The organism is Saccharopolyspora erythraea NRRL 2338, assembly GCF_000062885.1.
In the GTDB taxonomy this organism is placed as follows: Bacteria; Actinomycetota; Actinomycetes; order Mycobacteriales; family Pseudonocardiaceae; genus Saccharopolyspora_D; species Saccharopolyspora_D erythraea.
On the sequence record NC_009142.1, the window covers coordinates 1,425,546 to 1,450,759 of the forward strand.

Below are 25,214 nucleotides of genomic sequence, written 5' to 3' on the forward strand. Positions count from 1 at the left end.
ACGGGGCCTTCTCGCTGGGGTGAGTGACGGGATTCGAACCCGCGACACCTGGGACCACAACCCAGTGCTCTACCGACTGAGCTACACCCACCGCGGCTGCCGGCTCCGGCCGTTTCCGGCCCGCCCCGCAGCGACGTTCATTATCCTAGCGGGTGCCGTCGAGCGGTTTGACACCGGCTCGCCGAAGCCGGGTCCGCGGTCGGCTCACTTGCCGTTTCCACGCTGATCGGCCTGCTTCTGCCTGGCCTTTTCCGTCCCGCCCACGACGTTGTCGCCGCCCAGCAGCTCGCTCGCGACGGCCTGGGCCTGCTCGCTGGTCGGGCCCGGCTGCGGCACGAACGCGGTCCGCCGGTAGTAGGCGAGCTCGCGGATCGACTCCTTGATGTCGGCCAGCGCCCGGTGCGCCAGGCCCTTCTCGGGCTGGGCGTAGTAGATCCGCGGGAACCAGCGCCGGCACAGCTCCTTGATCGACGACACGTCCACCATCCGGTAGTGCAGGTGGGCGTCGAGGGTGGGCATGTCCCGGGCGATGAAGCCGCGGTCGGTGGCGATGGAGTTGCCCGCCAGTGGCGCCGACCGCCCGTCGGGCACGTGCCGGCGGATGTAGTCGAGTATCCGCTGCTCCGCCTCGGCCAGGGTCACCGTCGAACGACGCACCTCCTCGGTGAGCCCGGAACGCTCGTGCATCTCGCGCACCACGTCGGGCATCCCGGCCAGCACCTCGTCGTCGGCGTGGATGACGATGTCCACACCTTCTCCGAGGATGTTCAGGTCGGCGTCGGTGACCAGGGCGGCTATCTCGATCAGGGCGTCCTTGCCGAGATCGAGACCGGTCATTTCGCAGTCGATCCACACTAGACGGTCGTTCACCCGCGTGAGCCTAACGCGGCGCGGGTGGTGATCGTGCGATCGCCCGTGCCCCCGAGTGGTCACCTTTCGGTCACGCGCCCGGACGCTCCGGGAGCGTGCAGTTCCCGGGGCACGACCTTGCCGGTGGCGTTGCGCGGAAGCTCGTCGAGGAAGACCACGTCACGCGGCATCGCGAACCGCGACAGCGAGCCCCGGACGCGTTCCCGCAGGTCATCACCGTCGAGGCGGGTGTCGTCCTGGAGGACGACGAAGGCCGCCAGGCGCTGGCCGAACTCGGCGTCCTCGACTCCGACTACTGCCACCTCGCGGACCTCGGGCAGTGCGGCGATGGCGTCCTCGGTCTCCTTCGGGTAGACGTTCTCGCCACCGGAGATGATCATGTCGTCCTCCCGGCCCACCACGAACAGCCGTCCGGACGAGTCGATGCGACCGAGGTCACCGGTGGACATCAGCCCGTCCACCACCTCCTTGCGGCCGCCGGAGGTGTAGCCCTCGAAGAGCATGTCGTTGCCCGCGAAGATCCGGCCGGTCGCGCCGGTTCGGGCGGGCTTGCCGTTCTCGTCGAGGATGCGGACCGTGGTGCCCCGCGGCGGACGGCCCGCGGTGCTCGGCGCGGCCCGCAGCTCGCTCGGTGTGGCGATGCTCACCCACGAGACCTCGGTGGAGCCGTAGAGGTTGTAGAGCACCGGGCCGAAGGCCCGCTGGAACCGGGTGGCAAGGTCGGCGGGCATGGCCGAACCGCTGGAGGCGACGACGCGCAGCGATTCGGGGCGGATGCGCTCCTCGGCGGGGAGGTCGAGGATGCGCTGCAGCATCACCGGCACCGCGAACATCGACGTGCACTGGTAGCGCTTGGCCACCGACAGGGCGTGGCCCGGCTCGAACCGGCGCGGCAGGACCAGCGTCGCGCCCAGCACGGCGCCGAGCTGGAAGGCGGCGAGGCCCCAGGTGTGGAAGACCGGCGCGCACACCAGCATCCGCTCGCCGCTGCGCAGCGGGATGCGGGACATGACCGTCGCGGCCGGGCCGATGCCCGGCGGGTCGGGCCTGCGCGCGCCCTTGGGGGTGCCGGTGGTGCCGGAGGTCAGCACGATCATCCGTGCGTGGCGCGGACGCCTGGGCAGCGCCTTGGCCTGCGAGGTGGCGATCAGGTGCTCCACCGTCCAGTGCCGGGTGCTGCCCTCGGTCCAGGCCAGCACCACGTCGAGGTCGGCGGGCAGCTCCGGCAGGTGCCGGTCGTACTCGGCGTCCAGCACCAGCAGGTCGACCCGCTGCTCGGCGAGCACGGCCGCGAGCTGCGAGCTGCTCAGCCCGGTGTTGAGCAGCACCACGTCGGTGCCGAGCTTGCCGCAGGCCACGATCGTCTCGATGGCGCCGTGGTGGTTGCGGCACAGGATGCCGACCCGGCTGCTCTCGCCGATCCCGCGTTCGCGCAGGCCGTTGGCCAGCCGGGTGGTGCGCAGGGACACCTCGGCGTAGCTGATCGCGCCGCGTTCGTCGATCACCGCGGGCCGGTCGGGATGGCGGATCGCGCCGACCGCGTAGGCCAGCGGCGGAGTGATGCCCCAGCGCAGCCAGGCCCGGAGGATGCGCAGGAGCTTGTCCGGGCGCATCGGCCGCACCACGCCCTGGCGGGCCAGGATGTAGGCGGTCTGCAGGCCTCGTGCCCGTTCCGGTCGCACCGCCTGCCGCAGCCGTCGCATCAACGTTGCCACGCGTCCACCTTCCCGGTCGGAAGCTACTCGGAGTAGATAATGCCTTTCCAGTGGCTGGAGGGAAAGGGCGGCGGACTCCCGAGGACGGGTCGGTCGAGGTCAGGCGGCTGTGTGGTCTTGGTGCGTCGCCGCAGGCGCACGGCCGTCCCCGCGGGCCGGTGCGCTGTCGATCTCGCCGGGCACGGGCCCCTTGGCCGGCCACAGCGACCCGGGAAGGCTCCCGGCCGTCGGCGGCCCGACCGAGCGCCGGGCCCTAAGGCCCGGAGTCGGCTGCGGTGAGGGCCGCGTCGCGCAGAGCCGCGCGCAGCCGTCCGACCTCGAGCGGCGAGAGCACCGCGGTCTCGCCGGGCGGAGCGACCACGACGACGTCGCCCTGGGTGGCGAACACCGACACGTCCCGCCGCCTGCCCGCCATGTCGCGGCAGCTCACTTGCCATTCCCCGGCGATCTCCACGAATCCCGACCTCCTTGCAGCGATCCGGCGCGAACGGACTTCGCGCCGAGGCCGTTCGTGGGACGCGTCAGGTACGCGGATGTGACGCTGCCGCCGGAGCGTTTCGCGCCGCGGAAGCAGAACCGCCGGTGGACCCGGAGGTCCACCGGCGGTGCGGAGTTCAGATGCCGATCGGCGGGCGGCTCAGACGGCCTGCACGCGCAGGCCCCGCGGCTCCGCGGTGAAGGTGACCGCGCCCTCGAACTCGGCGATCGGCAGTTCGTCGCGGACCAGGCGGTGCGGCCCGTCGAAGGTCTCCACCCGGATCTCGGTCGTGGTGAAGCTCTGCCCGGCGAAGTGCGGGCCGCTCAGGTGCACTTCGAGCCGCTCGTCGCGCAGGGTCACGGTCATGCGGCCGCCCGGGACCGACAGCGGCTCGCCGTCGCTGACCACCGCGAGCGTGCCCGCGGAGGCGTCCTCCGGGCGCACCGCGACGTGGGAGAGTGCGACGTCGCGCTGACCGCTGTCGCCGACCATCCCGATCACGTCGGTGTTCGCGGGCTCGTCACCGGCGACACCGGGGGTGAACACCGTCGCGCGCAGCTTGGCGCCGAGCCGGTAGGGCTGCCAGGAACCCGCGCCGACCAGGTTGATCACCGCGGCGACCTCGGTGTCGGCCAGCAGCCGTTCGCTGCCGGAGGCCGGCGTCACCTCGACCGCCGCCACGCCGCGTTGACCGAGCAGTTCGCGCAGCGCCTTGGCGCGCTGCCTGCTGTTCCGGTCGAAGCCGCGGGTGATGGCGACGGCCCCGGAGCCCGCGGCGGCGGACTGCGCGGCGTCGGCCAGACCCGCCAGCGGTTCCCAGACCCGCGCGGGATCCGGCCTGCGGTCGCGGCGGGAGCGGGACGTCAGGGTGGCGTCGGTCGTGGTGTCCATTGCCCACACCTTATCGGCTGGGTTAGGTGGTCCTCACCGGATGGTGACTGTGAGATCGCTCGCGGCGATCTAGCCGCAACCCGCGGTGCGAGCTGCATCCCCCGCACCCCGAGCGGTCGGCCCCTAGCTGTCCCAGACCCGGACGACGAGATCGGCGTCGAGCTCCAGCCGCTCGTCCACCCGCTGCTCGCACTCCGGGCAGCGGTCGGTGATGGCCCGGCTCCTCGGCTCGCGGGAGGCGGGCCAGGTCTCGTAGGGGATCTTCACCTCCGCCGCGCACAGCGCGGGCACCCGGTCGCCTGCGGGCCGGGCGCCCGGGCTCTCGGTGATCGCATGGCGCATGCGCTGCCCGGGCGGGACGATCCACCACACCTGGGCGCGGTCGGACAACATCATCTGCTACCCCTCCGATCACGGCGCCGGTTCGGCGGCCTCCGCGGCTGTCGATCTTGGCTTCGCTTCCTGAGGACGGGCGAACCCGGGGATCGGTTGCATGCGAATCCGCGCCCGACCAGTGGCCCGGGGATGCGGTGGGTTGTTAGGTTGGTCCTGCTGACGCGGGGTGCCCGGGCTTCCGGGCTGAGAACACACCCGTTGAACCTGACCTAGCTCGCACTAGCGGAGGGACGTCAATGATTCCCAACGTGCTGTCCGTCGCCGGGACCGATCCGAGCGGCGGCGCCGGTATCCAGGCAGATCTCAAGGCGTTCTCCGCCAACGGCGCTTACGGGATGTCGGTGATCACCGCGCTGGTCGCGCAGACCACCACGGGTGTCACCGCGGTCCGGGAGGTCGCGCCGGAGTTCGTCACGGCCCAGCTCGACACGCTGCTCGACGACGTGCGGGTGGACGCGGTCAAGATCGGCATGCTCGCCAACGCCGGGATCATCCGCGCGGTGGTCGCCGCGATCGACCGGTACGCGCCGCGCCACGTCGTGCTGGACCCGGTGATGGTGGCCAAGAGCGGAGACCGGCTGCTGGCGCCCGAGGCGGTGGCGGTGCTGCGCGACGAGCTGCTGCCGCGCGTGGACCTGATCACGCCGAACCTGCCGGAGGCCGCCGACCTGCTCGGCGAACCCGAGACCACCAGCGCCGACGACATGCCCGCGGTGGCCGAGCGGCTGGCGGCTCTGGGCGCCAAGCAGGTCCTGCTCAAGGGTGGCCACCTCGACGGCGAGTCCAGTGTGGACGTCCTGCACGGCGGCGGCGCCACCGAGTTCCTGACCAGCCCGAGGGTCGCGACCACCAACGACCACGGCACCGGCTGCACCCTGTCGGCGGCGATCGCGGCGCTGCGCCCGCAGCGGCCGGACTGGCCGAGCGCGGTCCGCGAGGCCAAGCAGTACCTGACAACCGCGCTGCGCGAGTCCCACCGGCTGGACGTCGGTCACGGCCACGGGCCGGTGCACCACTTCCACCAGTGGTGGTGACCCAACCCCGACGAGAGGACGCGATGAGCAAGCTCCCCGCCCCGCCCGCCGACGGCTTCTGTGCCCGGGCGTGGGCCCGCACCGCCGATCTCCAGCAGGCGATCGTCGAGCACCCGTTCAACGCCGCGCTCACCGACGGCTCGCTGGACCGCGACCGGTTCGCCTTCTACATCGTTCAGGACGCCCGCTACCTGGTCGGGTTCGCCCAGGCGCTCGCGGCGGCATCGAGCCGGGCCGACGACGCCGAGGACGCGGCGTTCCTGGCCGGCGCCGCGCAGGGCGCCCTGGTGGAGGAGCGGCGGCTGCACGCCGGTTACGTCGAGGAGTTCGGCCTGACCGAGCAGGAGGTCTCCGGTGTCGAGACCTCGCCGTCGTGCCTGGCCTACACCTCGTTCCTGCGGGCCAACGCGCTGACCGAGCCGTACCCGGTGGTGGTGGCCGCGCTGCTGCCGTGCTTCTGGGTCTACCAGCACGTGGGCAGCACGATCCTGGAGGCGACCGGCGGCGCCGCGGACCACCCCTACCACCGCTGGATCTCCACCTACGCCGACGACGAGTTCGCCGCGGCGGTGCTCTCGGCGCGGGAGCTGACCGACCGGCTCGCGGCGGCGGCCGACGAGCCGATGCGGGAGCGGATGCTGGCGGCGTTCGTCCGCGCCACCGAGTACGAGTGGCTGTTCTGGAACAGCGCGTGGGAGCGGGAGGAGTGGCCGACCGCCCGTTGGCTCGCCGACCGGCCCGTGGGAGCATCCGCGGGCGCGTAACGCCAGCCTCGGCTCGGACCGATGTCGAGGACGAGTCGCAGGTCGTGGGTGCGCCCACCGGGAGCAGGGTTCGGTGCTGTGGGCGGTTCCGTTCTGATCATCCTCATCGGGATGCTGGTGCCGGTGCTGGCCGCCGCGCCCTTCTACGTCCTCGACCACCGGGCGCAGCGCCGTGCGCGCGAGGAGGCCGAGCAGGCGTTGGCGGCCGCGGGGGAGGCGGAGTCCGAGGGCGACGCCGAGGCAGATGCCGAGGCCGTCGAGGACGCGGCCCCCGGTGACAGCGCGGCGGATGGCTCCGACGCCGGGGGCGTGGACGCCGGGTTCGAGCGGGACCTCGACGCCCCGGCGGAGGCCGACCGCACCGCATAGGCGGGGCGCCGGTCCTCGGCTCAGGCGCCGTAGATCGCCGCCGCCAGCTTCTCCTTGCCCGCGCGCAGGTCCCGCAGCACTTCCGGTGCGAAGCCGCCCGGCCCGGGACTGGGCGGCACGGTCAGGCCCTCGCTCAGAGCCCACCCGGAACCGCGCTCGATCAGCGACCGGTGCTTGTTGGTGTAGTAGCCGGAGTTGATCGACACCGCGGCCCCGGCGGCCCCGGCCGCGGCGGCGACCAGGTGCATGTGGAACCGGCTGGACAGCCAGCGCTGCCCGGCCGAGGCGGGCAGCCCGGCATCCATGATCTCGGAGAACGGGTAGAACCGCGCTCCCGGCAGGTCGTGCTCGACCAGCGCGAAGACCTCGCGGTCGACCCGCGGGATGCCCTCGACGAAGCCGACCTGCCCGGGCCGCACGTCCCACTCGCGCAGGGTGTCGAGCAGGAAGCCGGCCAGCGCGGGCACGGTCACGTCGAGCAGGTCCGACTGCAGGCAGACCATGACCTCGGGGTGGTCGTCGGTGCGGTAGAGACCGGTTTCGACGCCGAAGAACATGTCGTCGCCGGTGCTGGTCACCTGGCACGTCCCGCCGGTGAGCAGCGCGGACGAGGGCTCGTCGCGGACGTCGATCAGCTCGAAACGGGACGCGAGGTTGCGCAGCAGCGGCTGGGCCTCCTCGGCGACCGGCGACAGGCCCTGTCCGGTCATGACGGCCCGGGCGCCGGAGCGCCGGGTGGCCGCGGCGGCCGCGGCGACCAGCCCGATGTGGCGGGGCCAGACGCCGTTGATGAAACCACCGCCGATGACGTGCACGAGGTCGGCGCGGGCGGCCAGCTCGATGCCCGCGACCCAGCGCGGCGCGAGCCCGGGGTTGTCGAACGCGTGCTGGACGAACGACGCGACCTCCCACGGTTCGTCCGCGGGGGCCTCCCAGCACAGGCGCCAGAAGGTGTCGGTGAAGCGGGCCTTCGGGTGCAGGTGCCCGAGCAGGACGTTGCTCGGCCCGGGGTTGGGGCAGTCGACCCAGACCTCGGCGTCCGGCGCGACCCGGGCCAGGTGCCGCAGCCAGGTCGCGGCGATGAGCTCGTCGCCGTAGTTCGGGTGCCCGGTGGTGGCGACTAGGTAGAGCGTGGTCAAGGGTCGGGCTCCTGCCGGTCGGGGCGCCGGGGTCGCGACCGAACGTAGCAACCGGACGCCGCGGATGCCGCCGGCGTTTCCCGCGACCGCTGCCTGCGGCCGTTCGTGCTGGTCGGGCGACTGTGACGAGAAACACCCGAGCGCCGCTCGTCGAATCTCGTTTGGTCAGCTAACAATTAGGCGAGGCTAACGTGCGTCGAAAGGGGCGATGTGATGGTCCAGGCTCGTGCGGAGGTCGCCACCGACAAGCCGGAGCGCTACGGCAAGCAGCTCGCCTCGCACCTCGGGCGGCGCTGCGGTGTCGCCGACGAGGACGGCGGCGTCCGGATCACCCTGCCCGTCGAGAGCGGTGCGGGCAGCTGCCTGCTGGCCTACCGGCCGGGCGTGCTCGAACTGCGGGCCGAGGCCGAGGACGCCGAAGTCCTGGACCGGGTGCGCGACGTCGTCGGCAGGCACCTGGAGCGCTTCGGGCAGCGCGACTCGCTCGTGGTCCGATGGCAGCCGATGTGATCGTCCGCTATTAGCAGCGGACGATGATCACTGGTCGTTGAACTGGGCCCGCAACCGTTCGAGCCGCCCCCGGGAGCGGTTGAACCGCGCCTGGTAGCGCTGGGCGAACAGGTCGGTCGGCAGCGACGGCATCTCGACCGGCTCCGGCTCGCGCCGCTCCGGCACCGAGGCCTCCGCGACCGCCTCCGCTTCGAGATCGGTGTCGTGGCCGGGGCCCGCCACCACCACCGGATCGGGCTTCGGCGGTTCGGCACCGGCGGCGTGGTCGAGCCGGGTCGCCGAGCACGCCGTGGTCGTGCGCTTGGCGGAGTCGCCAGGTTGGCGCTGCGCGCGCTGAAGCATCGGCCAGAAGATCAGGGTGGCCAGCGCGAAGCCGGCGACGAACGACAGGACGAGCAGGTCCACGGCTTCCTCCGATCAGTGCCGGCGAACGGCGTCTACCGCCTTGGGCTGCGGGCCGGAGCCGTTGGAGCTGGGCTCCAGCTCGATGGTGAAGGTCTGGACGTCCTCGCGCTGCAGGGGCAGGTCCAGCTCGGTCTGCCGGTCCTCGGTGAGCTCGGCGTCCCCGGTCTCCACCTCCCGCAGCACGGTCGTGGACCGGGTCAGCGTCTCCTGGGTCTGCTCGAGCGCGGCGAGCGCGGCGCTGCGCAGGCGCGCGAGCTGGGCGCTCTTCGAGCCGATCTCCTCCAGCGCCTCCAGGCGCAGCCGCTCGCTCTCGGCGTCCCACTGGGCGCAGCGCTTGCGGGTCTGGGCGATCAGCTCGTCGGCCTCCTCCTGGGCGGCGGCCATGGTCTTCTTGTACTCGTCGCGGATGGCCTGGCGCATCCGCCGCTCGCGGTTGCGCAGCTCGCTGAGCCGCTGGTCGTGCTCCCGGCGCAGCTCGTCGCGACGGTGCTCCATCGAGGCGACCAGCGTCGCGCATTCGGAGCGCAGCTCCCGCGCGGTCTTCTCGGCCTCGGCGATCAGCTCCCTGGCCTCGTTCTCCGCGGTGCCCCTGATGATCTCGGCCTGGCGCCTGGCCTGGTCCCGAAGGGTCTGGACCTCCTCCTCGGCGATGGTGAGCATGTTCTGCACCCGCTGCGAGGCGGCGGGCAGGCCGGTGTCGGAGCTCCCGATGCGCTTGAGCCGGGCCTCGGCCTGGTCGAGCGCGTTGCGGGTGTCGTCGCACAGCCTGCGCAGGTCGGCGTTGAGTTGGGCGGACTCGTTGCGGTCGATGGTGACCAGCTTGAGCTGGTCCTCGAGCAGCTCGATGTGCTCGATGACCTGGTTGCGGTGGAAGCCCCGGATCTGGATGTCGAAGCCGGGACGGAGCGGGATGACGGCGTCAGCGGCGTCTTCCATGTGGAACTCCTTATCCGGACGACTCGACCTGGTTGGCTAAGCGGAGATTAGGTCTGCGCGCGCGAAACCGCCCAGCGGAGCGCCGAGATCCTCACCTGATCAGGTAAGGATCTTCATTCGATGTCATGTAGCCAGATTTCGGCTGAACTGGTCCACGATCCCGATTCGTGACCATGCGTGTCCACTTTGGAGCGGGTGCGTTCGTTCGGCCTAGTGGCGTGCTCCGCGGTGATCAAGTGTTAGGTTAGCCTCAGCTCAGCGGGGTCGACGGATGGAGTGAACGGCGTGGCGGGCGACGTGGAACTCGCGGACAGGGCTCGACGACGCGCGTGCCGGCTGCTCAGGCGTTGGCTGGCCGAGACGCACACTCCGGTGGAGCCCGGCCCGCTGTCCCTGCGGATCGGCCCGGTGCGGGTGTCGGCCGAGGTCGCTTACCGCTCGCCGACGGGCGCCCACGGGTTCGGCCCGATCCGCGTCCTCGATGCCGAGGGTGTGCCGGTGGCGCTCGCCGATCCGGTGCTGCTGGCGGCCGCCTGCTCGGCGGACTCGCGGAGCCGCTCGCTGCCGAGCGCGCCGATCAACGCCCCGGACGCCGGTACCGCTGTCGACTGGGTGCTCTCGTCGCTCGCCGACGACGAGGACGACGAGGTGCCCGCCGGCATGACCGCGGAGGAGGCGGTGCGCCTGCTGTCGCGGCAGGTCGACGACCTGCCGCGGTCGCCGGGCGCCGACCCGTGGTCGCTGGTCGCCGGCCCGCTGGCGGCCATCGGGCGGTTCGGGCGGGCCGGGATCGCCGACGAGTGCTGGTTGCTGGAGGTGCTCGCCGGGCGGCTCCGCGCGGTCGACGACGACCTGTCCCGCTCGTGGCTGAGCAGTCCGACGCTCGCCGACCGCGCTGTGCTCGTGGGTGAGGGGTTGCGCTACCGGCCGGATGTGCGGCCGGTGCCGTTCGACGTGCCGAACCCGCTGCACGAGGGCAAGTCCGACGTCCCGCCGCCGCCCGTGCCCGTGCTGGGCGGGCCGTGGTCGCTGCGTCCGGTCGAGGTCGCGGTCCACGGGGATGGCGGGCCTGACGTCGCACTGGTGCACCGCTGGATGAACACCCCGCACGTCGCGCACCACTGGAACCAGGCGTGGCCGCTGGAGCGCTGGCGGGAGGAACTCGCCCACCAGCTCGGCGGTGAGCACTCCCTGCCCTGCGTGGTCGGACACGAGGGACGCGAGGTCGCGTATCTGGAGCTCTACCGGGTGACCCGCGACAAGCTTGCGGGCTGCTACCCGTACGGGCCGCACGACCTCGGGGTCCACATCGCGATCGGCGAGCGGGAGGTGCTCGGGCGCGGTTTCGGGTCGTCGCTGCTGCGCGCGGTCGCGGGTGCGCTGCTGGACGCCGATCCGCGGTGCGCGCGGGTGGTCGCCGAGCCGAATGTGCACAACGAGGCTTCGGTGCGCGCCTTCGCCAAGGCCGGGTTCGTCCGGGAGAGGGAGATCGGCCTGCCCGCCAAGAACTCGGCTCTGATGGTCTTCTCCCGGGTCTGACGACCGGTCATGCCCCTGTGTGAACGCGTGAGTAAGCGCACCGTGACGTGATCCCCCGCTTGAACCAAGGTTAGCCTTACTTTTATTGGTGGAGAACGATGCCGGAGCGCTCCGCCGTGTCGTTGCCGCTGACCACAGCGCAGTAGGGCATCTGGTTCGCCCAGCAACTCGACCGGACGAACCCGATCTACAACACCGGCGAGTGCGTCGAGATCAGCGGCCCGGTGGAGCCGGTGGTGTTCGAGCAGGCCCTGCGGTGGGGCGTGGCGGAGGCCGAGGCGCTGCGAGCCCGCGTGGTCGTCGACGGCGACGAGCCGCGCCAGGTCGTGGAGCCGGAGGTGGACTTCCCGCTGCCGTGCTCGACGTCAGCGCCGAGGCGGACCCGCGGGCGAGCGCGCTGGCGTGGATGCGGGCCGACCTCGCCGAGCCGGTCGACCCGGCGGGCAGGCTGTTCGCCGCCGCACTACTGAAGATCGGTGAGGACCACTGGTTCTGGTACCAGCGGATCCACCACGTGGCCATCGACGGCTACGGCTTCTCGATCGTCATCCGCCGGGTCGCCGAGGTCTACAGCGCACTGGTCGTGGGCGAGGACCCCGGGCCGTCGCCTTTCGAGCCGCTGGACTCGCTGATCGCCGAGGAGCGGCGCTACCGGGAGTCCGAGAAGGCGGGCAAGGACGCGGAGTACTGGCGGAACCTGCTGGCCGACCAACCCGAGGCGGCGACGCTCTCCGGCCGCGTCCGGATGAGCGCCGACCACTTCCTGCGGCTGCCCGCCGCGGCAGGCGCCGAGACCGCCGACGCCCTGGCGGTTGCCGCCGGCCTCAGCCGCACGATCTGGCCCGACGCGCTTATCGCCGCGGTTGGCGCCTACGTGCACAGCATGACCGGCGCGCGGGACGTGCTGCTCGGCCTGCCGGTGATGGGCAGGCTCGGCACGGTCGCCCTGCGGGTGCCGGGCATGGTCGTCAACGTCCTGCCGCTGCGCCTGCGCGTCACCTCGCGAACCACCCGCGACGAACTGGTCGCGCAGGCCGCCAAAGCCGTTCGCGACCTGCGCAGGCACCAGAACCACCGCGGTGAGGAGCTGCGCAGGCACCTGCGGCGAGTGGGCGTGGACCGCCCGCTGTTCGGGCCGATGGTCAACATCAAGTCCTTCGACTACGACCTGAGCTTCGGCGGCGCGAAGGCCGAGGTGCACAACCTGGCCGCCGGGCCGGTCGAGGACCTCAACATCTCGGTCTACCTCGACGGCGGCGACCTGCGCTTCGAGTTCGACGCCAACCCCGCCCTGTACGGCGAGGACGATCTGACCGCGCACCACGACCGCTTCCTGCGGTTCCTGCGCGGGTTCGCCGAGTCCGGCGCCGATGCCGAAATCGGCCGGATCGAACTGCTCGCCCCGCACGAGCGGCGCCGCATCCTCGACGAGTGGAACGAGCCGGGGCAGGAGCAGCCGTCGTCGCCGGCCACGCTGCCGGAGCTGTTCGAGGAGCAGGCCCGGCGCACCCCCGACGCGGTCGCGGTCACCTTCGAGGGCGGCGACACCACCTACGGCGAGCTCGACGCGCGCGCCACCGCGCTGGCGCACCACCTGATCGACCACGGCGTGGGGCCCGAGCAGCTCGTCGCACTTGCCCTGCCGCGCTCGGCCGAGCTGGTCGTGGCGCTGCTGGCGGTGCTCAAGGCGGGCGCGGCGTACCTGCCGCTGGACCCCGGCCACCCGGCCGAGCGCATCGCCCACATCGTCGCCGACGCCCGGCCCGCGGTGCTGGTCAGCGACACCGAGCACGCGTCCCGGCTGCTGCCCTCCGACATCACCCGGCTGCTGCTCGACGACCCGGCGACCGCCGAGGCGATTTCCGCGCACTCGCAACGCGATCCCGGACCCGGCGAGCGCGGGCGGGTCGGTCCGGACAACGCCGCCTACGTCATCTACACCTCGGGTTCGACCGGACGCCCCAAGGGCGTGGTGATCCCGCACCGCAACGTGGTCCGGCTCTTCACCGCCACCGAGCCGTGGTTCTCCTTCGACGACACCGACGTCTGGACGCTGTTCCACTCCTACGCCTTCGACTTCTCGGTGTGGGAGCTGTGGGGTGCGCTGCTGCACGGCGGTCGGCTCGTCGTCGTGCCGCACGAGGTCAGTCGCTCTCCGGGGGAGTTCCTGGAGCTGCTGGAGCGCGAGCGCGTCACCGTGCTCAACCAGACGCCGTCGGCGTTCTACCAGCTCGTCCAGGCCGATCGGGAAGCTTGCGCGGAACTCGCGCTGCGCTACGTGGTCTTCGGCGGCGAAGCGCTCGAACTGTCCAGATTGGACGACTGGTACCGGCGCCACCCGCGGAATCCGGTGCTGGTCAACATGTACGGAATCACCGAGACCACGGTGCACGTCTCCCACCTGGAGCTGGACCGCGAGCAGGCCGCCAGGCGCGAGGGGAGCCTGATCGGGCGCGGCATCCCCGACCTGCGGGTGTACGTCCTGGCCGACGACCTCGAACCCGTACCGCCGGGCGTCGTCGGTGAGATGTACGTGGCGGGCGAGGGCCTGGCCCGCGGTTACCTCGGCCGTCGCGGGCTGACCGCGCAGCGGTTCGTCGCCGACCCGCACGGTCGGGCGGGCACCCGGATGTACCGGACCGGCGACCTCGCGAAGTGGCGCGCCGACGGCACGCTCGAGTTCGCCGGCCGCGCCGACCACCAGGTGAAGATCCGCGGTTTCCGCATCGAGCCGGGCGAGATCGAGGCCAACCTGGCCGCGCATCCGGGCGTCCGCCAGGCGGCGGTGGTCGTGCGGGAGGACCGCCCGGGCGACCGGCGGCTGGTCGGCTACGCCGTCACCGACGCCGAGCCGGCGCGGCTGCGCGAGCACCTCGCCGCCGTGCTGCCGGACTACATGGTTCCCTCCGCGCTGGTCGTCGTGGACGAGATCCCGTTGACCGGCAATGGAAAGCTCGACACCGCGGCCCTGCCCGCACCGGAGGTCGAGGCCGGTGGGCGCGGCCCGCGCAACGACGTGGAAGCCCGGCTGTGCGCGTTGTTCGCCGAGGTGCTCGGAGTCGGTGAAGTGGGCATCGACGACGGCTTCTTCGAGCTCGGCGGGCATTCGCTGCTGGCCACGCGGCTGCTGTCGCGCGTCCGCGACGAGCTCGGCGTCGAGCCGACCATCCGCGCGCTGTTCGACCACCCGACCGTCGCGGGCCTGGTCACCCAGTTCACCGCGCGCGGCGGGCAGCGGCCCGCGCTGGTGCCCCACGAGCGGCCGGAGCAGGTGCCGCTGTCGTTCGCCCAGCAGCGCCTGTGGTTCCTGCACCGGCTGGAAGGACCCAGCCCCACCTACAACCTGCCGGTCGTGCTGAAGCTCTCCGGCGGGCTCGACCCCGTCGCGTTGCAGGCGGCGATCACCGACGTCGTCGAACGGCACGAGAGCCTGCGCACGGTTTTCCCCGAGACGCTGGGCGAACCGCGCCAGGAGGTCCGCAACACCACACCGGAACTGCACCGGGTGCGCACCGGCGACCTGGACGCCGACCTCGCGCGCGAGGCGCGCCACTGCTTCGAGCTCGCCGAGGAGCCGCCGATCCGCACGGTGCTTTTCGAGACCGGGGCGGACGAGCACGTCCTGCTGCACCACATCGCCACCGACGAGTGGTCGATGGCGCCGCTGGTCCGGGACGTGTCGGCGGCGTACGCGGCGCGGCTGCGCGGCGCCGAGCCGTTGTGGCGGGAGCTGCCCGTGCAGTACGTCGACTACACGCTCTGGCAACGGGAACTGCTCGGTGCGGAGGGTGATCCGGCGGGGCTGGGGGCGCGGCAGCTCGCGTTCTGGACCCGTGCGCTGGACGGCCTGCCCGACCAGCTCGAGCTGCCGACCGACCGGCCGCGTCCGGCGGTGCCCAGCCACCGGGGTGACGCGGTCCGCTTCGACATCGACGCCGAGCTGCACAAGCGGCTGCGGGAGCTGGCGGCCGAGCACGGCGCGAGCGTCTTCATGGTGCTGCAGGCCGGGATCGCGGCGCTGCTGACCCGGATGGGCGCGGGCACCGACATCCCGATCGGCACACCGGTGGCCGGCCGCGGGGAGCAGGCGCTCGACGACCTCGTCGGGTTCTTCGTCAACAGCCTGGTGCTGCGCACCGACACCTCCGGCGACCCCGCCTTCGGCGAACTGCTCGACCGCGTCCGCCGGACCGACCTGGCCGCCTACGAGCACGCGGACCTGCCGTTCGAGCGCCTGGCCGAGGTGCTCAACCCGGTGCGGTCGCTGTCTCGCCACCCGCTTTTCCAGGTGATGCTGGCCTACTGGGGTGCCACCGACGACGCGCCCGCCGAACTGCCCGGGGTCGAGACCACCGTGGAGCTCGCCGACGCGGGGGCGGCGAAGTTCGACCTCGCGTTCAGCCTCGGCGACCGCCCCGGTGGCGGCATCGACGGGCTGGTGCGCTTCGGCACCGACCTGTTCGACCGCGAGACCGTGGCCGACCTGGCCGGCCGCCTGGTCACCCTCCTCCGCTCGGCGGTGGCCGATCCCGCGCAGCCGATCACCGGCCTGGAGATCCTCGGCGCCGGCGAGCGGGAGCGGATCCTGGGCTGGGGCGACGAGGTGGAGGCGGCCGCCGGCGCTCGTCGCGCGACGTTCCCCGCGCTGCTGGCCGAACGGGTCGCCGAGCACCCGGACAAGCCCGCGCTGGTCTTCGAGGAAGTCGAGCTGTCCTACAGGGACTTGCATCGGCGTGTCCGTTCGCTGGCCCGCCTGCTCGCCGAGAACGGCGTGGGACGCGGCGACGTCGTGGGCGTCATGCTGCCGCGCTCGCCGGAGCTGGTCGTCGGGCTCGTGGCGGCGATGACCTCCGGTGCCGCCTACCTCGCGCTGGACCCCGACTACCCGGCCGAGCGGCTGCGGCACATGGTCGAGGACGCCCGGCCGGCCGTGGTGATCACCGGCGGCCGCGACACCGACCTGCTCGCCCGGGTGCTGGGCTGCCACGACGAGCCGGCCGACCCGTCCGGTCCGCTGCCCGAGCCCGCGGCCGAGGACCCGGCCTACGTCATCTACACCTCCGGTTCGACCGGACGCCCGAAGGGCGTCGTCGTCCCGCACAGCGGCATTTCCGGACTGCTCGCCACGCAGTCCGGACGGCTGGGCGTCACCGCGTCCAGCAGAGTTCTGCAGTTCGCCTCGCCGAGCTTCGACGTGGCGTGTGCATGGGTCTGCTCAGCGGCGGCACGCTGGTGGTGGTGCCCGCCGAACGCCGCGTGCCGGGCGAGCCGCTGGCGGAGTACGCGCGCGAGCACCGCGTCACGCACATGGCGATCGGGCCGTCGGTCATGGGAATGTTCCCGGACGGCACCGAGTTCCCGCCCGGCGTCACGCTGCTCTGCGGAGCGGAGAAGGTGCCCTCGGAGCTGGTGCTGCGCTGGGCCGGCCGCTACCGCATGGTCAACTGCTACGGCCCGACCGAGGCGACGGTCAACTCGACGCTGTGGGACTGCGACCCGGACGAGGTCGCGGCGTCCGTGCCGATCGGTCTACCGGACCCGGGCACCCGCCTCTACGTGCTGGACGACGCGCTCCAGCTCTGCCCGCCCGGCGTGGTCGGCGAGCTCTACGTCGCGGGCACCGGCCTCGCGCACGGTTACCTCGCGAAGCCGGGGCTGACCGCGCAGCGCTTCGTGGCCGACCCGTTCGGCCCGCCCGGCTCGCGGATGTACCGCACCGGCGACCTCGTGCGCTGGCGCCGCGACGGCGTACTGGACTTCGCCGGTCGCGCCGACGACCAGGTCAAGATCAGCGGCTTCCGCATCGAGCTGGGCGAGGTCGAGGCGGTGCTGGCGCGCCACCCCGGGGTCGCGCAGGTCGCCGCGGTGGTCCGCGAGGACCGGCCGGGCGACCGGCGGCTGGTCGGCTACGTCGTCGGCGACGCCGAGCCCGCCGAGCTGCGCCGCCACGTCGCCGACGCGCTGCCCGACCACATGGTCCCGGCGGCGATCGTGCCCGTCGACGCGCTTCCGCTGATGCCCAACGGGAAACTCGACCGCAACGCGCTGCCCGCGCCCGACCTCGGCGCCGCGGTGGGCGACGACATGCCGCGCAACCCGACCGAGGAAGCGCTCTGCGGGCTGCTCGCCGAAGTCCTCGAACTGCCCGGGGTCGGAGTCGCCGACAGCTTCTTCGACCTCGATGGGCACTCGCTGCTCGCCGCCCGGCTGATCGCGCGCGTCAAGGACGCGCTCGGCGTCCGGCTCAACGTCGGCAGCCTGTTCGCCGCGCCGACCGTCGCGGGGCTGGCCGAGCGCATCCGGCACGGTGGCCAGCGCCACGCGCTGGACATCCTGCTGCCGCTGCGCACGCAGGGCAGCAAGGAGCCGCTGTTCTGCGATGAACGTCGTCAGCCCGGACTCCGGGATGCGGGTGGCCGCACTGGTCCAGCTCGGGTCGGGCTTCTTCGTCGGCGCGGCCTCGGCGGAGCTGCAGGTCGTCGCCTTCGCCACGATCGACCGGTCGGCGACAGGGGGCGCATCCACGCTGTTCAACGTCCAGCGCCAGGTCGGGGCGGCGCTCGGGGTGGCGGTGACCGCGTCGGTGCCGGCGGTCGGCGGGGAACCGGATTTGGGCACCTACCACGCGGGAATGCTCGTGTCGGCCGGTTTCGCGCTCGCCGGGGTGGTTCTCGCGCTGCGAATCCGGGATCGCGCGGCGGAACCGGAGGTCGCGGCCGAGCCGCGGACCGCGGTGGCGGCGAAGTGGAGATCTCGACCACCGCGGGGGAGACAGGGCAGCCTATCTATGGTTAGGCTAGCCTTAATCAACGAAGATCGTCCGGAACGGAAAGGACCGCGCGGCGGATGACTACAGCGAACCGGCCCAGTCCGCACGCACGCCCTCCGGCGCGCAACCTGGAGGTGCTGCGCACCGCGGAGCTGAGCCCGTCGATGCGGCGCGTCACGCTGGGCGGTGAGGAGCTCACCGGTTTCCTGGACGAGCACCAGGGCCCGAACATCAAGGTGTTCGTGCCCAGCCAGGACCAGCGGCGGCCGGTGCTGCCGTCCTCGACGGCGACACCGGTCGCTACGTCTGGCCCGAGGCGCACGAGCGCCCCACGATGCGGACCTACACCGTGCGCCGCTACGACGAGTCGCGCTGCGAGCTCGACGTGGACTTCGTGATGCACGGCGAGCACGGCGTCGCGTCGAACTGGGCGCGCAACGCCCGTCCCGGCGACTTCCTCGGCGTGATGGGCTCCGGCGGCAGGACGTGCCGGGCGGCCGACTGGTACCTGCTGGTCGGCGACGAGACGGCGATGCCGGCCATCTGCGCGATGGTCGAGCGGCTGCCGGTCACCGCGCGCGGCCAGGTCTTCATCGAGGTCTCCGACGCCGCCGAGCAGCTCGACATCGTCTGCCCGCCGGACCTGCGGCTGACCTGGCTGCACCGCGACGGCGTCCCCGCCGGCCGCTCCACGCTGCTCCCCGACGCCGTGCGGGAGCTGGAGCTGCCCGGCGACCAGGACGTCTCGGCGTGGGTCTCCGGCGAGTCCACGATGGTCCGCGGCATCCGCAGGCACCTGCGCACCGACCGCGGCCTGCCCGCCCAGTCGGTGCTCGCCGTCGGCTACTGGAAGCGCGGCATGGCCGAGACCGAATACCACGACCAGTACAACCACGACCGCGACTGAGGTCGTGACCAGCGCGCGGCGGCACAGGCGCGCCGCCGCGAAGTCCGAGCACCACCGGCGATGTCGGCGCACACCGCCGGGGAACCGTCGTGCCCTCCTGCGGTGGGCACTGTGATGGAGGGGGACAACGTGTCCGCGGCACCGATCGATCGAACGGACCCAGTGCACGACATCATCGGCATCGGGTTCGGGCCGTCCAACCTCGCCCTGGCCGTCGCCGTCGACGAGCACAACCGCACGGCGCCCGGTGACGAGCGGCTGGACGCCGTCTTCCTCGACCGGCAGTCCCGGTTCGGCTGGCACCGCGGCATGCTCATCGAGGGCACCACGATGCAGGTGTCGTTCCTCAAGGACCTGGCCACGACGCGCAACCCGGCCAGCGACTTCACGTTCCTGTCCTACCTGCACGAGCGCGGGCGGCTGGTCGACTTCATCAACCACAAGGCGATGTTCCCGAGCAGGGTCGAGTACCACGACTACCTGGAGTGGGCGGCGGCCCGCCTCGACCACCTGGTGCGCTACGACTCCGAGGTCGTCGGCGTCGAGGCCGGCGCCGACGGCGTGTTCGAGGTGCTGGTGCGCCAAGGCTCGGGCGAGCTGGTCCTGCGCCGCGCGCGCAACGTCGTCATCGCCGTCGGCCTGGAGGCCAGCGTGCCCGACGGCGCCGAGCTGGGACCCCGCGTGTGGCACAACCTCGACCTGATGCACCGCGTCGGTGAGCTCGACCCCGCCGAGCCGCGCCGCTTCACCGTGATCGGCGCCGGGCAGAGCGCCGCCGAGGTGACCGACTACCTGCACCGCACCTTCACCCGCGCCGAGGTCTGCTCGGTGTTCAGCCGCTACGGGCACACCCCGGCCGACGACAGCCCCTTCGCCAACCGCATCTTCGACCCGCGGGCCGTCGACGACTTCTACGCCGCGCCCGGCGAGGTCAAGCGGATGCTGATGGACTACCACCGCAACACCAACTACTCGGTCGTCGACCTCGACCTCATCGAGGAGCTCTACGCCCGCTGCTACCAGGAGAAGGTGCGCGGGGAGTGCCGGCTGCGGATGCTCAACGCGTCGCGGGCCGTGGAAGTGCGGCCGGGCCCGGACGGCGTGCGGGTGACGGTGGAGTTCCTGCCGACCGGCGAGCGCACGGTCCTCGACTCCGACGTGCTGGTCTATGCGACCGGCTGCCGTCCGGGCGACCCGCTGCGGCTGCTCGGCGACCTCGGCGGCCACTGCGAACGCGACGAAGAGGGCCGGCTTCGGGTCGAGCGCGACTACCGGCTGCGCACCGACGACGGCGTGCCCGGCGGCATCTACCTGCAGGGCGCGACCGAGCACACCCACGGCATCACCTCGTCGCTGCTGTCCAACGGCGCCGTCCGCGCGGGCGAGATCCGCGACTCGGTGCTCGCGCGCCGCACCGCGCCGGTCGTCCGCGACTACGCGCTCAGCGGGAGCTGACCCGCCGCACCCGTGAGTCCTCCGAGTCGTTGCGACAGCCCGGAAGACTCGCGGGTGGTCGCAGTGGCGGAGCCGACACCCGAGGCGGGCCCGCGCCGGGAACAGAGGCGGCGGGTGCGTGGTTGCACCGGCCGATGAACGTTGACGCGAACCCGGACGACGCCGTGCGCGGTGCCGCCCGCGGCGACTCCCCGGTCCCGCTGTCGGTCCTCGACCTCGCGCCCGTCGGCGCCGAGATCACCCCCACCGACGCCCTGAACACCACCACCGAGCTGGCCAGGGCCGCGGAGCGGTGGGGCTACCACCGGTTCTGGGTCGCCGAGCACCACGGGATGCCGGGCATCGCCAGCTCCGCCCCGGCGGTGGTGATCGCCCACCTCGCCGCCGCGACCAGCACCCTGCGGGTCGGCTCGGGCGGGGTGATGCTGCCCAACCACGCGCCGCTGGTGGTCGCCGAGCAGTTCGGCACGCTGCAGGCGCTGCACCCCGGGCGCATCGACCTGGGCATCGGCCGCGCCCCCGGCACCGACCAGGCCACCGCCCGCGCGCTGCGCCGCACCACCGGGGCGCTGAGCGCCGACGACTTCCCGCAGCAGCTCGGTGAGCTGATGGCGTTCCTTCGCGGGGAGTTCCCGATCGACCATCCCTACGCCGACGTGCACTCGGTGCCCAACGGCGCGGTGCCGCCGATCTGGCTGCTCGGCTCCAGCGGCTTCAGCGCCCAGGTCGCAGGCGCGCTCGGCCTGCCGTTCGCCTTCGCCCACCACTTCGCGTCGCAGAACACGCTGCCCGCGCTGGACCTCTACCGCGAGAGCTTCGAGCCCTCGGAGGTGCTCGACAAGCCCTACGCGCTGATCGGCGTGCAGGCCATCGCCGCCGACACCGACGAGGAGGCGCTGCGCCTGGCCCGCCCGATCGCGCTGAGCATGCTGCGGCTGCGGCGGGGCAACCCCGGACGGATGCCCAGCCCGGAGGAGGCCGCCGCCTACCCCTACGACGAGATGGAGAGCGCGTTCGTTCGGAGCTGGCTCGCCGACGCGGTGCACGGCTCGCCCGAGACGGTCCGCGCCGAGCTCGACGAGCTGCGCGAACGCACGCAGGTCGACGAGCTGATGATCACCGCGAACGTCTACGACCGGAAGGCCAAGCTGCGCTCCTTCGAGCTGATCTCGCAGGAGTACCGGCTGAACTGATCCGCGGCAAGGTGGGCGGCGCCACTCTTGCGCGAGGTCAGCGGTGGGGCGCCGCACCGTGTGGCGTACGGTCTGATGACACCGGTGTGTAGGCACGAGGCGGAATTGAGGGGTAGTCGTGAAGCCTGGTGTGCTGGCCTTTTACCGGATCATGGCTTACGTGACCGCGGTGCTGCTGATCCTTCTGTGCCTGACGATGGTCCTGAAGTACGCGTGGCCCGAGGGAACGCAGATCCAGCAGCTCGGCGACAGCTGGACGACCACGATCGGCATCGGCCACGGGTACCTCTACATCGTGTACCTGTTCATCGCGCTCGTCGCGACCGTGCAGCTCAAGGCCCCGCTGGGCCGCATGCTCCTGGTGCTGCTGGCGGGCACGATCCCGCTCGGCGCCTTCTTCGCCGAGCGCAAGGTGACGCTGTGGCACCAGTTGCGCTCCGAGGGCAAGCCGCTGCCCGGTGAGAACAACAGCGCCCCCGTCGAAGGGACCGGATCGGCGAAGTCATGACCGCTGCCCCCGCAGCCGCCAACAACGCGGCTCCCGCCCCCAAAACACCTCGCCGAGGCGTGCTCGCGGCCTACCTGGCGCTGACCAAGCCTCGTGTCATCGAGCTGCTGCTGGTCACCACCGTGCCCGCGATGTTCCTCGCCCAGCGCGGCATCCCCTCGCCGTGGCTGGTGCTCGTGACGCTGGCGGGCGGAGCGATGTCGGCGGGCAGCGCCAACGCGTTGAACTGCGTCGCCGACTCCGACATCGACGCGGTGATGGACCGGACCAAGAAGCGGCCGCTGGTCAGCTACGAGGTGCCCCGGCGCAGCGCGCTGGTCTTCGGCATCGTGCTGGGCGTGGTGTCGTTCGCGGTGCTCGCGCTCGGCGCGAACCTGCTGGCGGCGGTGCTGTCGCTGGCGGCGATCCTGTTCTACGTCTTCGTCTACACGCTGGTGCTCAAGCGCAGGACGTCGCAGAACATCGTCTGGGGCGGTGCCGCGGGCTGCATGCCGGTGGTCATCGGCTGGGCCGCGGTGACCGGCAGCGTGGAGTGGCCGGCGCTGGTGATGTTCGGCGTGGTGTTCCTGTGGACGCCGCCGCACTTCTGGTCGCTGGCGATGAAGTACCGCGAGGACTACGCGCGGGCGGGCGTCCCGATGCTGCCGGTGGTGGCCACGCCCCGTCAGGTCTCGGCGCGCATCCTGGTCTACAGCTGGGCGACGGTGGCCTGCACCCTGCTGCTGGTGCCCGCCACGAGCTGGGTCTACGTGGCCTTCGCGGTGCTCGCGGGCGCGGCGTTCCTCATCGTGGCGCAGCGCCTGCACAACTCGATCCGGCGAGGGCACGCGTACAACCCGATGAAGCTGTTCCACCTGTCCAACTCGTACCTGGCCCTGCTCTTCGTGGCCATCGCGGTGGACTCCGCAGTGGGTTTGCCTTCTTTCGTCGCGTAGCGGCGACAACGCCGTCCTGGCCCTGGTCGAGTCCGCGGGCAACTCCGGCCCGAACCTGAGAGCTTCGAAACTGCGGCGCGGCGTGAGTGGCCCGCGCTTCGAAGTTCTACGTGGTTGGGCCTCGGGCCAGGCGAAAGCCTGGGTAGTATTGCCGCCGCTCACGCGGCGGTGCCGCCGCTGGCGCGGCGGTGGCGGCTAAAGCCCCAAATGCAGCCGCAGGGCGTTGTCGAGCTTGGCGAGGGTGGTGTCAGGCACCCGGCCGATGCGCTTGCCGAGGCGGTGGAACGCCACCGCCCGCACCTGCTCGGCCTGCGCCTTCGAGTCGCCGGCCAGGCCGCAGTCGGCAGCGCGCAGCCGGACCTGGAACGGCAGCACGCGGTTCACGTTGGAAGTCAGGGGCACGACGGTGATCACACCGCGCCGGGCGCGCTCCGCGCTGCGGTTGGCGGCGTCGTTGCTGACCACGACGGCCGGGCGGGTCTTGTCGGCCTCCGAGCCGCGGATGGGTTCGAAGTCGACCCAGTAGACGTCACCTCGACGCATCTGCGATGCCGTCCGAGGCGGTCGTCTCCCACAGCTTCCGGTCATCGCCGCTTTCCCACTCCGCCCACGCGCTGGCGTAGGCATCTTCCAGCTCGGCGCTCCGCAGCAGGCTGATGGCCTGGTGGATCACGGCGGATCTGGACGGCGCCCCCACCTGCTGGGCGTACTCGTCGACGAACGTCACGTCTTCGTCGGTGAGGCTCACACTGAGTTTCATACCCTCGATGCTACCCGGAGTACTACCCGCCGTGTGAGCGGCGGCAACACGTCCCTGGCCTTGGTCGCGCGTGCGAGGTAACTCCGGCCCCAACCTGAGAGCTTCGAAACCGCGCCGCCGCTACCGCAGAACCGGCAGCACCGGCGTCTTCGAGCGTCCCGTCGCGGCGTCGATGAAGGCCACCGGATCGGCCAGGTCGGTGAGCAGGTGGGCGATGGTGCGCAGCGGGGCTCCCGCGACCGGGCCCGGCACCGGCATGTCCAGCGCGGTGGCCATGTCGACGTAGTGCACCACCGCCTCCATCAGCAGGATGCGCATGACCTCGCGGGCGCTGAGCACGGCCACGCCGATGTAGTCGATGCGGTGGTCGAGCGGGGTCTCGCGCATCTTCGCGATGAGCTTGGGCGCGGTGACGGTGAACGCCTCCAGCAGTTCCTCGGCGGGTGCCGCCGCTGCCTTCGCCACCGCCTGGTCGCGGATGTCGCCGGCGTGCTCGTGGGCCACCCCGCCCGGCTGCTGGAAGAACCGCAGGAGTTCGGCGGCGTCGTCGGAGTGGGTGACCGGGGCCTCGGCCGGCGGTGCGTTCCAGGCCGCGCCCGCGGCCCCGATCGCCGGCGCGCAGTGGGCGAAGACGTCGCGGACCGCCCACCCGTCCAGCCGGGTCGGCGTGCGCCACTGCTCGTCGCCGAGCGCGGAGCCGAGATCGGCCCATCCCCGCCACGCCTGCTCCAGCTCGTCAACGATCATGTGAACCCCCAGCCCGCTCTTCGAACGTTTTCACGCTCGATTAGACCACGATCGGAGGCGATATCCGGTCCGTTTCGGTCGAAACCCGGCACGAGTTCCCATTTATGCAGGTAGTTGTGGTGAAACGGGGTGGCACAAATGCGCCAATTCCTGCTCGCGCACCGGATTCCGGTCTAACTTCCAACCGCCGCAATTCCGGTCTTTCGCGAGGAGGACGACATGTCCCTGTCCCGAATAGCACGTCCCGTTGTCGGCGTTCTGCTGGCCTTCGCGGTTCTGCTCGGCTTCCCGCTGTCGGCGTCGGCCGCGACGGCGCAGAACGTCCGGGTCGTCACCTACGACGCCAGCGGCGCCCAGGAGTTCGTCGACGCGGTGAACCAGGGCGCCCAGGTCTGGAACGACAACGTCAAGAACGTGCGGTTGGAGCCCGCCAACGGCGGTGCGGCCGACCTGACCGTGCTGGCCGACGACGGGTGGCCGCGCGCCCAGGTCGAGGGACTTGGCCAGGGCACGATCTGGATGGGCCGCCAGGCGGTGAACGAGGGGCATGACGTCATCCGCATCGCCGCGCACGAGATCGGCCACATCCTCGGCCTGCCGGACAACCGCACCGGCGTCTGCGCCGACCTGATGTCGGGTGCCAGCGCCGGACCGGACTGCGACAACGCGAAGCCGAACCCCGAAGAGATCGCCGAGGTGGAGCAGAACTTCGCCGGTGGTGCCGTGATTCCGCGCCGCCTCTACCTCGAAACGGCTCCCGCGCTGCGCTGAGTCCCTTCCCGGATTCGGCCACGCCGGTCGAGCCCACGCCCTCGGCCACGCAGCCCACCCGCACCCGCACGACGCGCCGGGACCCACCGCCCGGCGCGTCGTGCCGTATTGGTCCAGACGACC

At 72.0% G+C, this 25,214-nt stretch carries 24 protein-coding genes, 1 tRNA gene, 1 pseudogene and 1 riboswitch; of the genes and pseudogenes, 14 read left to right on the forward strand and 12 right to left on the reverse strand.

Features of this window, described 5'->3' with window-relative positions; all coding sequences use genetic code 11:
- Positions 1 to 15 precede the first annotated feature (15 nt).
- From SACE_RS06320 to SACE_RS06345, 6 genes are all read right to left on the reverse strand, one after another.
- Positions 16 to 91 (reverse strand) — tRNA-His (locus SACE_RS06320).
- A 113-nt stretch (positions 92 to 204) separates the two neighbouring features.
- Entirely contained in the window at positions 205 to 870 is a 666-nt protein-coding gene (gene orn / locus SACE_RS06325) for an oligoribonuclease (protein WP_009947961.1), read from the reverse strand.
- 59 nt (positions 871 to 929) lie between these two features.
- Positions 930 to 2,585 (reverse strand): AMP-binding protein, encoded by a 1,656-nt coding sequence (locus tag SACE_RS06330; RefSeq protein ID WP_011873318.1) that lies wholly within the window; start codon positions 2,583 to 2,585, stop codon positions 930 to 932.
- 253 nt (positions 2,586 to 2,838) lie between these two features.
- Positions 2,839 to 3,039 (reverse strand): hypothetical protein, encoded by a 201-nt coding sequence (locus tag SACE_RS06335; protein ID WP_009947958.1) that lies wholly within the window; start codon positions 3,037 to 3,039, stop codon positions 2,839 to 2,841.
- Positions 3,040 to 3,222: 183 nt separating this feature from the next.
- Positions 3,223 to 3,954, reverse strand: a complete 732-nt coding sequence (locus SACE_RS06340; RefSeq protein ID WP_009947957.1) for a hypothetical protein — start codon at positions 3,952 to 3,954, stop codon at positions 3,223 to 3,225.
- A gap of 123 nt (positions 3,955 to 4,077) precedes the next feature.
- Positions 4,078 to 4,350, reverse strand: a complete 273-nt coding sequence (locus SACE_RS06345; RefSeq protein ID WP_009947955.1) for a hypothetical protein — start codon at positions 4,348 to 4,350, stop codon at positions 4,078 to 4,080.
- A 152-nt stretch (positions 4,351 to 4,502) separates the two neighbouring features.
- A riboswitch (TPP riboswitch) is annotated at positions 4,503 to 4,598 on the forward strand.
- On the opposite strand from SACE_RS06345, the gene thiD reads away from it, so the two are divergent.
- The 3 genes from thiD (at position 4,587) to SACE_RS06360 (ending at position 6,517) form a co-directional block, all read left to right on the forward strand.
- The gene (gene thiD, locus SACE_RS06350; protein WP_009947954.1) at positions 4,587 to 5,384 is read left to right on the forward strand and encodes a bifunctional hydroxymethylpyrimidine kinase/phosphomethylpyrimidine kinase; all 798 of its coding nucleotides are present in this window, start codon (positions 4,587 to 4,589) and stop codon (positions 5,382 to 5,384) included. It overlaps the preceding riboswitch by 12 nt.
- A gap of 23 nt (positions 5,385 to 5,407) precedes the next feature.
- Positions 5,408 to 6,148 carry a thiaminase II gene (gene tenA, locus SACE_RS06355; RefSeq protein ID WP_009947953.1) on the forward strand — a complete coding sequence of 247 codons (741 nt, stop codon included), beginning with the start codon at positions 5,408 to 5,410 and terminating at the stop codon, positions 6,146 to 6,148.
- A gap of 78 nt (positions 6,149 to 6,226) precedes the next feature.
- Entirely contained in the window at positions 6,227 to 6,517 is a 291-nt protein-coding gene (locus tag SACE_RS06360) for a hypothetical protein (RefSeq protein WP_009947952.1), read from the forward strand.
- A gap of 20 nt (positions 6,518 to 6,537) precedes the next feature.
- On the opposite strand, the gene SACE_RS06365 is transcribed toward SACE_RS06360, so the two are convergent.
- On the reverse strand, positions 6,538 to 7,656 hold the full coding sequence (locus SACE_RS06365; protein WP_009947951.1) for a polysaccharide pyruvyl transferase family protein: 1,119 nt from the start codon (positions 7,654 to 7,656) through the stop codon (positions 6,538 to 6,540).
- 213 nt (positions 7,657 to 7,869) lie between these two features.
- Here SACE_RS06365 and SACE_RS06370 point away from each other — a divergent pair, with 213 nt between their 5' ends.
- Positions 7,870 to 8,166, forward strand: coding sequence for a DUF2218 domain-containing protein (locus SACE_RS06370; RefSeq protein WP_009947949.1), 297 nt, complete (start codon positions 7,870 to 7,872; stop codon positions 8,164 to 8,166).
- Between the two features lie 27 nt (positions 8,167 to 8,193).
- Here the strand turns inward: SACE_RS06370 and SACE_RS06375 are convergent, their stop codons facing one another.
- Positions 8,194 to 8,571: a hypothetical protein gene (locus SACE_RS06375; protein WP_009947948.1), complete on the reverse strand. Its 378-nt coding sequence runs from the start codon at positions 8,569 to 8,571 to the stop codon at positions 8,194 to 8,196.
- Between the two features lie 12 nt (positions 8,572 to 8,583).
- Entirely contained in the window at positions 8,584 to 9,507 is a 924-nt protein-coding gene (locus tag SACE_RS06380) for a hypothetical protein (protein WP_009947947.1), read from the reverse strand.
- Between the two features lie 285 nt (positions 9,508 to 9,792).
- Between SACE_RS06380 and SACE_RS06385 the strand changes: the two genes are divergently transcribed.
- From SACE_RS06385 to SACE_RS06415, 9 genes and pseudogenes are all read left to right on the forward strand, one after another.
- Positions 9,793 to 11,046 (forward strand): GNAT family N-acetyltransferase, encoded by a 1,254-nt coding sequence (locus tag SACE_RS06385; protein WP_011873320.1) that lies wholly within the window; start codon positions 9,793 to 9,795, stop codon positions 11,044 to 11,046.
- A 185-nt stretch (positions 11,047 to 11,231) separates the two neighbouring features.
- Entirely contained in the window at positions 11,232 to 11,516 is a 285-nt protein-coding gene (locus SACE_RS39670; RefSeq protein ID WP_269453541.1) for a hypothetical protein, read from the forward strand.
- A pseudogene (locus SACE_RS06390) lies at positions 11,453 to 17,841 on the forward strand (amino acid adenylation domain-containing protein). The gene SACE_RS39670 and the pseudogene SACE_RS06390 overlap by 64 nt, the downstream one beginning before the upstream one ends.
- A gap of 138 nt (positions 17,842 to 17,979) precedes the next feature.
- Complete coding sequence (locus SACE_RS36170; protein ID WP_269453542.1) at positions 17,980 to 18,213, forward strand: siderophore-interacting protein; 234 nt, start codon at positions 17,980 to 17,982, stop codon at positions 18,211 to 18,213.
- Positions 18,150 to 18,722: a siderophore-interacting protein gene (locus tag SACE_RS39675; protein WP_009947940.1), complete on the forward strand. Its 573-nt coding sequence runs from the start codon at positions 18,150 to 18,152 to the stop codon at positions 18,720 to 18,722. Before SACE_RS36170 ends, SACE_RS39675 begins: the two co-directional genes overlap by 64 nt.
- Before the next feature lie 114 nt (positions 18,723 to 18,836).
- The gene (locus SACE_RS06400; protein ID WP_021341391.1) at positions 18,837 to 20,177 is read left to right on the forward strand and encodes a lysine N(6)-hydroxylase/L-ornithine N(5)-oxygenase family protein; all 1,341 of its coding nucleotides are present in this window, start codon (positions 18,837 to 18,839) and stop codon (positions 20,175 to 20,177) included.
- Between the two features lie 134 nt (positions 20,178 to 20,311).
- Positions 20,312 to 21,370 carry an LLM class flavin-dependent oxidoreductase gene (locus tag SACE_RS06405; protein WP_009947937.1) on the forward strand — a complete coding sequence of 353 codons (1,059 nt, stop codon included), beginning with the start codon at positions 20,312 to 20,314 and terminating at the stop codon, positions 21,368 to 21,370.
- 118 nt (positions 21,371 to 21,488) lie between these two features.
- Positions 21,489 to 21,878, forward strand: coding sequence for a DUF3817 domain-containing protein (locus SACE_RS06410; RefSeq protein ID WP_011873324.1), 390 nt, complete (start codon positions 21,489 to 21,491; stop codon positions 21,876 to 21,878).
- Positions 21,875 to 22,813 (forward strand): heme o synthase, encoded by a 939-nt coding sequence (locus SACE_RS06415; protein WP_044547166.1) that lies wholly within the window; start codon positions 21,875 to 21,877, stop codon positions 22,811 to 22,813. The genes SACE_RS06410 and SACE_RS06415 overlap by 4 nt, the downstream gene beginning before the upstream one ends.
- A 195-nt stretch (positions 22,814 to 23,008) precedes the next feature.
- Here the strand turns inward: SACE_RS06415 and SACE_RS06420 are convergent, their stop codons facing one another.
- From SACE_RS06420 to SACE_RS06430, 3 genes are all read right to left on the reverse strand, one after another.
- Entirely contained in the window at positions 23,009 to 23,356 is a 348-nt protein-coding gene (locus tag SACE_RS06420) for a type II toxin-antitoxin system PemK/MazF family toxin (RefSeq protein ID WP_009947934.1), read from the reverse strand.
- The gene (locus tag SACE_RS06425; protein WP_009947932.1) at positions 23,343 to 23,573 is read right to left on the reverse strand and encodes a ribbon-helix-helix domain-containing protein; all 231 of its coding nucleotides are present in this window, start codon (positions 23,571 to 23,573) and stop codon (positions 23,343 to 23,345) included. The genes SACE_RS06420 and SACE_RS06425 overlap by 14 nt, the downstream gene beginning before the upstream one ends.
- Positions 23,574 to 23,693: 120 nt before the next feature.
- Entirely contained in the window at positions 23,694 to 24,320 is a 627-nt protein-coding gene (locus SACE_RS06430) for a maleylpyruvate isomerase N-terminal domain-containing protein (RefSeq protein WP_009947931.1), read from the reverse strand.
- Between the two features lie 219 nt (positions 24,321 to 24,539).
- Here SACE_RS06430 and SACE_RS06435 point away from each other — a divergent pair, with 219 nt between their 5' ends.
- Positions 24,540 to 25,091, forward strand: coding sequence for a snapalysin family zinc-dependent metalloprotease (locus SACE_RS06435; protein WP_009947930.1), 552 nt, complete (start codon positions 24,540 to 24,542; stop codon positions 25,089 to 25,091).
- Positions 25,092 to 25,214 lie beyond the last annotated feature (123 nt).